We start from the raw sequence: 7517 nt of genomic DNA, 5'->3' as shown, positions 1-7517 counted from the left end.
AAAGAGAGAAAGAAAATACTATATTATCAGTGTGATTCCCGCGTTTGGGACCATCAACAGATTGACCTTCCTGCTTGTGAGAAAAGGCTCTCTTAAGAGAAACGCTGGTTGTCAGAACGTCTGAGCATTGCCAGAATTACTTAAGTAATCAGGCTGTAAAGTCTCCCACCCCGAACAAGCAAACCTGTCAGAAAAATGATTGCGGATTTGAACAGATCAGCCACAGTATTTTTCTTTAGTAATAATTTTTGGCGTTGCTGTACCGCATCAGGGGCAGCCGGGATGAGTGAGTGTCTGTGGTAATTCGGTCACTCGGGTGGAACCGTTTCCATCACAGTCAGATTCGTTCATCTGTCGTAAATATGCTGTCATAAAATATATAAGTGAGGATTCACTTCTGTGAGATTTGGGTTAAGTCGTCTTATCTTGTTGCTCCTCCTCCCGCTGATCAGCCTCCCGGGTTGCGAACAACCACAGGTTGAGTTTGTGTTCTCGAAAAAGACCAATGAACTCATTCCGGAAGCTGCCAAACCTGTCAAAGAAGCACTGGTCAGGCAGTTCGGCAACCCCTTTGCGCTGACACAGTTTCCAGAGCTCCCCACCGAGTTTGGTGATATTCCGGGAGTAGTGAAAACCGTCGAACCCACCGGTAAAGACCAGCCTCTGATCCGTTTTGAAGTCACAGGGCTGACAGACGCCTATGATAAACTGCAGGGGCTGCCTCTCGAATGGACGTCCGGCAAAGGGCAGGGACAGGTTTCACGCGTCAAAGAATACAACTTTGAGACCGGCATGGTTGCCGTCGATAAATCAGCCGAAATTGATCCGCAGCCAGGCGACACTTTTCTGCTGAAATGTGTTCGACTGCAGTATGGCCGCGATCTGTATAACCGGCACTGCATGCACTGTCACGGCATGAGTGGTGAAGGGACGGGGCCAACTTCACGTTATCTGAATCCTCCCCCCCGTGATTTCCGGCTGGGAATTTATAAATACACGTCGACCAAACCAACCAACAAAGCGCAAGTCGACGACCTGGGTCGCACCGTCAAAGAAGGCATCGCAGGCACTTACATGCCCTCCTTCAAATTACTGACGGACGACGAAGTCTCGGCCATCGTGAACTATGTGATCTGGCTCTCGATCCGGGGAGAAACAGAAAAGAAACTGGTGGACGAACTGTTCCTCGACTATTCCAATAAAGCGATGGCAGAACGCACCAGCAAAGACGGAGGCGAGACACGTGAAGAGGTTCTGGAAGAATTAAAAGATTTTATGGAAGAGGATTTTCCCGACACACTTGAATTCGCCACTTCGAGCGTGTCCGATGCCTGGGAAGAAGCCAATCTGGAAGACGCGCTCGTCATACCGAGATCAGCGCGTGTCGCCGACACTCCGGAATCCCGCGAGCGAGGCCGCAAACTTTATCTCAGCGAAAAAACCAAATGCGCCTCCTGTCATGGTCCTCAGGGCCGCGGCAACGGAACCGCCACTCAGGATTTCTGGACCAATCCGGCGACGAATGAAAAATATCCCAACCGGGGTCTGCATGATATCTGGGGGAATCAACTCCCGCCGCGAGATCTGCACCGCGGGATTTATCGCGGCGGTCGCAGACCGATTGACACGTACCGGCGTCTGTTTGCGGGGATCAAAGGGACGCCGATGCCTGCCTTTGGCGGTTCTTTGTCCGACGAAGAATTATGGGATCTGGTTAACTACGTGATGAGCCTGCCCTACTCTGAAAATCGCTGACCGAAAATCGAAGAAACGGAATGAATTGTCTCCGGAATATTATGAAAACCAATTGCGTCCTCAACATGAAAAGCGAACGGGAGACCTGTAGTGGGTAAAGGATGGTGTTTATTTTTTCTGTTCTGGCCTGTGGCAGCAGTCGTATCCTGCGCGATGGCTCCCTGGATTGGCTGGTCATTTCCGTATGACAATGCGCAAGCCGCCAGCAATCTGGGCATCCGCATCGACGGGCTGTTTTATTTGATTCTGATCGTCACCGCGATCGTGTTTATCGGCACGCAGGCTGTCCTGGTTTATGCCCTCTGGCGCAGTGCCAATAATCGCGAAGAGCGCGCGAGCCATACGCACGGCAACCATAAACTCGAATTGATCTGGACCATCATCCCCGGCGTGATCCTCTTGTTTCTGGCCATATATCAGATGAATATCTGGGCCGACTTCCGCATTAAAAAATACTACCCCGAAGCAGCCGTGAAAGACCCGCTGGCAGAAGTCACCGCGCGTCAGTTTGAGTGGCGGTTCCGTTACCCTGCCATCGGCAAAAAACTTCAGCAAAAACCGCAGTCCGACGACCTGTATTCCGTCAATGAACTGCACGTCCCTTTCGGCAAGCCGGTTATGATTCAATTGCGCAGCGACGATGTGCAGCACTCGTTTTTCATGCCCGCTTTAAGAATTAAACAGGATGCCCTGCCCGGTTTGCAGATCCCGGTCTGGTTCGAAGCCAACAAACCCGGCACTTATGACCTGGTCTGTGCTGAACTCTGTGGCTGGGGTCACTATAAAATGAAAGCCCATGTCATCGTGCAGCCCGAAGACGAATATCAGCTCTATCTGAAAAACCTCACCGAGAGACAGTCTTATGACGGACTGGGAAAAATTGCTGCTACGGAGAACGGCACAGAGAGTGAGGCGACAGAGAAATGAGTGTCTTGAATCCATCACCCACCGGGCTGCAGCCGATCCTGAAACCGCTGTCGCATCACGCACCCGGAAATTTCATTACGAAATATATCTTTTCCACCGATCATAAAGTCATCGCGATTCAGTTTCTGTTCACGACATTGCTGATGATGATTGTCGGCGGCGCACTGGCGCTCGCCGTCCGCTGGCAACTGGCGTTCCCGTGGGAATCCATGCCCATTGTCGGCCCCTGGCTGTTCGCTGCGGAAGGGGGGCAGATTTCTCCCGAGTTCTATACGATGTTGTTCACGATGCATGCCACCGTGATGATCTTTCTCGTAATCATTCCGATTCTGGCAGGCACCTTCGGCAACTTCCTGATCCCGCTGATGATCGGTGCCGACGATATGGCATTTCCCAAGCTCAACATGTTGAGCTACTGGTTTATGTGGCCTGCCATCGCCTGCTTTGGACTGAGCTTCACACACGCCGGCGGTCCTGCCGCCGGTTGGACGTCGTATCCGATTCTGGCAGACCTGGCACAAGCGGCCCCCGGTTCCGGAACCGCACAAACCTACTGGCTGCTGGGTGTCACCTTCATCGGTTTCTCATCCATGATGGGTTCCATCAACTACATGACCACCATTATCAATATGCGTGCGCCCGGCATGACTTTCTTCCGCATGCCGATGACGATCTGGGGACTGTTCATCACCGCCATCCTGCAGGCGTTCGCCCTTCCCGTTCTTACCGCCGGCGGCTTCATGCAGGTCGCCGACCGCTTACTGGGTACCTGCTTCTTTTATCCGTCCGGTCTGGTAATCAACAACGCCGCACCTACCGTGGGTGGCGGGCAGGCCCTGTTATGGCAGCACCTGTTCTGGTTCTATTCGCATCCTGCCGTTTATATTATGCTGCTCCCCGTGATGGGTATGGTCTCCGACATGCTCAGCTGCATGTGCCGCAAACCCCTGTTCGGTTATAAACCGATGGTAATCTCCATGTCGGCCATCGCCAGCCTGGGATTCATCGTCTGGGGCCACCACATGTATACAAGCGGCATGAACCCCGCGGTCGGCATGGCGTTCATGGTCGCCACCATGATGATTGCACTCCCGTCCGCCGTCAAAACTTTTAACTGGACCGCCACCATCTGGGGCGGAAAACTGGAGTTCAATACCGTCACCCTGAACTGTATCGCCTTCTTATCGATGTTCATCGTCGGTGGGCTGAGTGGTATCTTCATGGCGGCTGTTCCCGTCGACGTCTATTTCCACGATACTTATTTCATCGTCGCGCACTTCCATTACGTGCTGTTCGGTGCCACCCTGTTTGGAGTTTTCGCCGCCATTCAATTCTGGTTCCCGAAAATGTTCGGCCGCATGATGAATGAAAAACTGGGCAAAACACACTTCGTGCTGACCTTTATCGGTGCCAACGGAACATTTTTCCCGATGCACTTTCTCGGTATGCAGGGCATGCCCCGTCGGTATGCAGATCCTTATCTGCATGGCTACCTCGAACACCTGCTGCCGATGAATCAGTTCATGACTCTCTCCGCGATCTTGATGGGAGCTGCACAGATCCTGCTGTTCATCAATATTTTCTACAGCATGTTCTGGGGCCCCAAAGCAGGTCGCAACCCCTGGAACGCAACCACTCTGGAATGGTCGGCTCCTTCTCCGCCGCCGCATGGCAACTTTGATTTTGTGCCGATGATTTATCACGGACCGAATGAATATGCCGTCTTCAATGGAGACAAAGACTTCCTGATGCAGACGGAAAAAGAATGTCAGCAGGCGAAACCAAAAGCGGAAACTGAAACCACCTTTTAAAACCACTGTTTAAGTTGATAACGTACTAAAAGTAGTCCCTGTAATGAACCAGCAACAATATCATCCGTGGCTTTTCAAACTCGCACTGGCGACCGCTGTCGCTACGCTGCCGTTGATGATCGTGGGTGGTCACGTCACGACAGAAGGTTACGGCATGGCGTTTCCCGACTGGCCGACCTCCGACGGGCAAAACATGCTGACCTACTCCTGGTTCGATCGGGCCTCTGATAAATTTTACGAGCACGGACACCGTCTGCTGGGCATGCTGGTCGGTTTTTTATCGATCGCGCTGGTGATCGTCGCGTTCAAAGTGGAAAACATCAAGTGGATTCGAAACGTCTGCATCGCAGTTTTGATCTGCGTGATCATTCAAGGCGTTCTGGGAGGCACTCGTGTCACGGAAAACAGTAAAGGCCTGGCGATGGCACACGGCCTGTTCGGCGCCTGTGTGTTTACCCTGATGGCGTTTCTGACGATGGTCACAGGCAAACGCTGGATCGAAATCGGCAATGATCCCCCGGCTCTGCCCGCAGGTTATGGACGCCGACTGGCGATCACTGTGCCGCTTGTCGTACTGTTTCAATATTTTCTGGGGGGATTCCTCAGGCACTTCCAGGTCGGCCTGCATCCGCATATGAGCTTTGCATTTGTGGCGCTGATTTTTGTGATCATCGAATTTCGCAGCGCCCGCAAATCCGGTATCAAATGGCTGAAACGCCCTGCGATGGGTATGCTGCATATTGGCATCTTCCAGATCCTGCTCGGGTTTGGCGCCTGGATTACTAAATTCGGACTGCCCGCTGCCGGATTCGTCGCGACAGCCGGTTCCTGGGAACAATCGATTTTCCGAACCGCACACCTGATTACGGGAATTCTGTTTCTAATGACGACTGTTTTGTATTCTGTCCGGGTATTTCATCTTCACCAGCTCAATAAAAACAATAACATACAGTCGGGACAATCTCTCTCCGCTACTGATTCCTTACCGAATGCCGAAGGTAACGCTTGAAATGTCTACAACACAACAATCCTACATCGCCGTTGAAGAATCGAAGACTGCTGCCAAACCCGTCAGCCTGGCACGGTTTGCTGATTACATCGAATTGATCAAACCGCGCATTTCGACGATGGCGTTGATCTCGGTCGCATTGGGGTACACTATGGCCAGCGCCCACTCCTGGTCGGTGATACCTCTGCTGCATGCACTGTTCGGAATTGGTCTTGTCGCGGTCGGCTGCAATTCGCTGAATCAACTTCTGGAAATCAAAAGCGACGCCCTGATGACGCGCACCGTCAATCGGCCGCTCCCTTCCGGCAGGATCTCCGTTTCAGAAGTCCTCATCTTCGGCATCGCCTCTGCGTTAGCCGGGATCTTCTATCTGGCCCTCATGGTGAATTTACTCACCGCTTTTTTGTCGATGCTGACGCTGGTCCTGTATGTCCTCGTTTACACACCACTCAAACGCTGCACCTCGCTCTGTACCACCATCGGCGCCATTCCCGGTGCCATGCCTCCGATTCTGGGCTGGACGGCTGCCGGCGGAAATCTGAATACTTCTTCCTTCACGATCTTCGCGATTATGTTCTTCTGGCAGTTCCCACACTTTCTGGCCATCGCCTGGCTGTATCGACATCAGTACCATCAGGCCGGACTGAAAATGTTACCCGCCCCAGACCCCGCTCGCGGCATGATCGGCTGGATGTGCGTGATTTATGCGACACTGCTGATTCCCGTCAGCCTGCTCCCCCAGTTTGTCTCGCTGTCGGGAACCGTTTATTCGGCGACCGCTTTCGTACTGGGCATCGGTTATCTGGTATTTTCGATTCGTTTTTTACGTGATGAATCCCGAAAAACGGCTCGGGAATTAATCTGGTTTTCCCTGATTTATCTTCCCGTGCTGTTATTAACCCTGACCTGGGACCGCCTGCAACTTTTTAATTGATGATTCAACAAGAGATTGAACTCAGGTATCAACGCCCCGTTGTCTGCCTGTGATGTGAAGTGAAAGATTACCATGAGTCACGACAGTCATGCGCCACAATATCGAATGGGACTTCCCATACCACATTCCAAATTAGGCATGTGGCTCTTTCTGGCGACAGAAATCATGTTCTTTTCCGCCTTCATCGGAGCCTATATCGTACTGCGTGCCGGCTCTCCCGGCTGGCCTACCGATGCGGAAGTCACTCACCTGCGAATCTGGGCAGGCGGACTGAATACGTTCGTCCTGATTTTATCCAGTTATTTTGTCGTACTCGCGTTGGAAAGCATGAAAGCGGACAACTTCGCCAAAGCGCGGCGTTATCTCGGCTTGACCTTACTGCTGGCCTGTGTGTTCCTGGGAATCAAAGCCTACGAGTATTCGGGCAAATTTAAATACGATATTCTGCCCGGGCACATTCCCGAAACGCCACGCATGGCGATCGACAAATCGATGCGGGAAATGAAACAGGTCGTTGACAGTCGCGTCATCGCATTGTCCAACAGCAAACGGCCGGCAAAAGAAGAACCGGCCAAACCAGCTGAGTCAGTCGAGTTAGCCGGTGTCACCGATGAGAAAACAGAAGCACTCACGCCTCCCATTGAAGAGCTGAGACAGAAACTGCAGTCAGAACTCGGCGCCTCTGATACTTCGGAGTCACGAAAAAAAGAACTCGCCGCTTATTTCGCTCTCGACACAAAATACCGGGAGTTAAATCAAAAGGCGCTCGACGAATCGATCACCCTGCCCGCGATGAATCAGGAGCTGGAAACGCTCAAGAAAAACCCTGAATACGGCGAGTTCCTCGCACCGATTCATCACCTGCAACCCATTATCTACGGAAACCTGTTTGCCTCCGTCTATTTCCTGCTGACAGGTTTTCACGCTCTGCATGTCATCATCGGCATGATTCTGTTTGTGATTGTGCTGCTACAGGGAAAACGGCTGTGTGAGAAATGGAACGACTATGTCGAAAACATCGGCCTATATTGGCACTTTGTCGACCTGGTCTGGATCTTCCTGTTCCCGCTGATTTACATTA

General features: G+C 52.1%; 6 protein-coding genes. All 6 read left to right on the top strand.

From position 1 onward, the window contains the following. The first annotated feature begins 486 nt into the window (after nt 1–486). Nucleotides 487–1755: a cytochrome c gene (locus tag Q0294_RS14740; RefSeq protein ID WP_299466937.1), complete on the top strand. Its 1269-nt coding sequence runs from the start codon at nt 487–489 to the stop codon at nt 1753–1755. 90 nt (nt 1756–1845) lie between these two features. Then, a complete protein-coding gene (coxB, locus tag Q0294_RS14735) occupies nt 1846–2682 on the top strand; it encodes a cytochrome c oxidase subunit II (RefSeq protein ID WP_299466934.1) in 837 nt (278 codons plus the stop codon). Continuing rightward, the gene (locus tag Q0294_RS14730; protein ID WP_299466931.1) at nt 2679–4493 is read left to right on the top strand and encodes a cbb3-type cytochrome c oxidase subunit I; all 1815 of its coding nucleotides are present in this window, start codon (nt 2679–2681) and stop codon (nt 4491–4493) included. The genes coxB and Q0294_RS14730 overlap by 4 nt, the downstream gene beginning before the upstream one ends. A gap of 43 nt (nt 4494–4536) precedes the next feature. Beyond that, a complete protein-coding gene (locus tag Q0294_RS14725) occupies nt 4537–5502 on the top strand; it encodes a COX15/CtaA family protein (RefSeq protein ID WP_299466928.1) in 966 nt (321 codons plus the stop codon). Between the two features lies 1 nt (nt 5503). Then, nucleotides 5504–6436: a heme o synthase gene (gene cyoE, locus Q0294_RS14720; protein ID WP_299466925.1), complete on the top strand. Its 933-nt coding sequence runs from the start codon at nt 5504–5506 to the stop codon at nt 6434–6436. Nucleotides 6437–6508: 72 nt separating this feature from the next. After that, nucleotides 6509–7517, top strand: a 1009-nt coding sequence (locus Q0294_RS14715) for a cytochrome c oxidase subunit 3 (RefSeq protein ID WP_299466922.1), incomplete at its 3' end; no start/stop codon positions are given.

Source organism: uncultured Gimesia sp., from assembly GCF_937919775.1.
GTDB lineage: Bacteria > Planctomycetota > Planctomycetia > Planctomycetales > Planctomycetaceae > Gimesia.
Note: the sequence above shows the minus strand (reverse complement) of the source record. Positions and strands in the feature narration are given on the sequence as shown.

Coding starts and splice junctions, on each gene's coding strand:
- Q0294_RS14730 (WP_299466931.1), top strand. CDS start 2,679: ATGAGTGTCTTGAATCCATCACCCACCGGGCTGCAGCCGATCCTGAAA.
- cyoE (WP_299466925.1), top strand. CDS start 5,504: ATGTCTACAACACAACAATCCTACATCGCCGTTGAAGAATCGAAGACT.
- Q0294_RS14725 (WP_299466928.1), top strand. CDS start 4,537: ATGAACCAGCAACAATATCATCCGTGGCTTTTCAAACTCGCACTGGCG.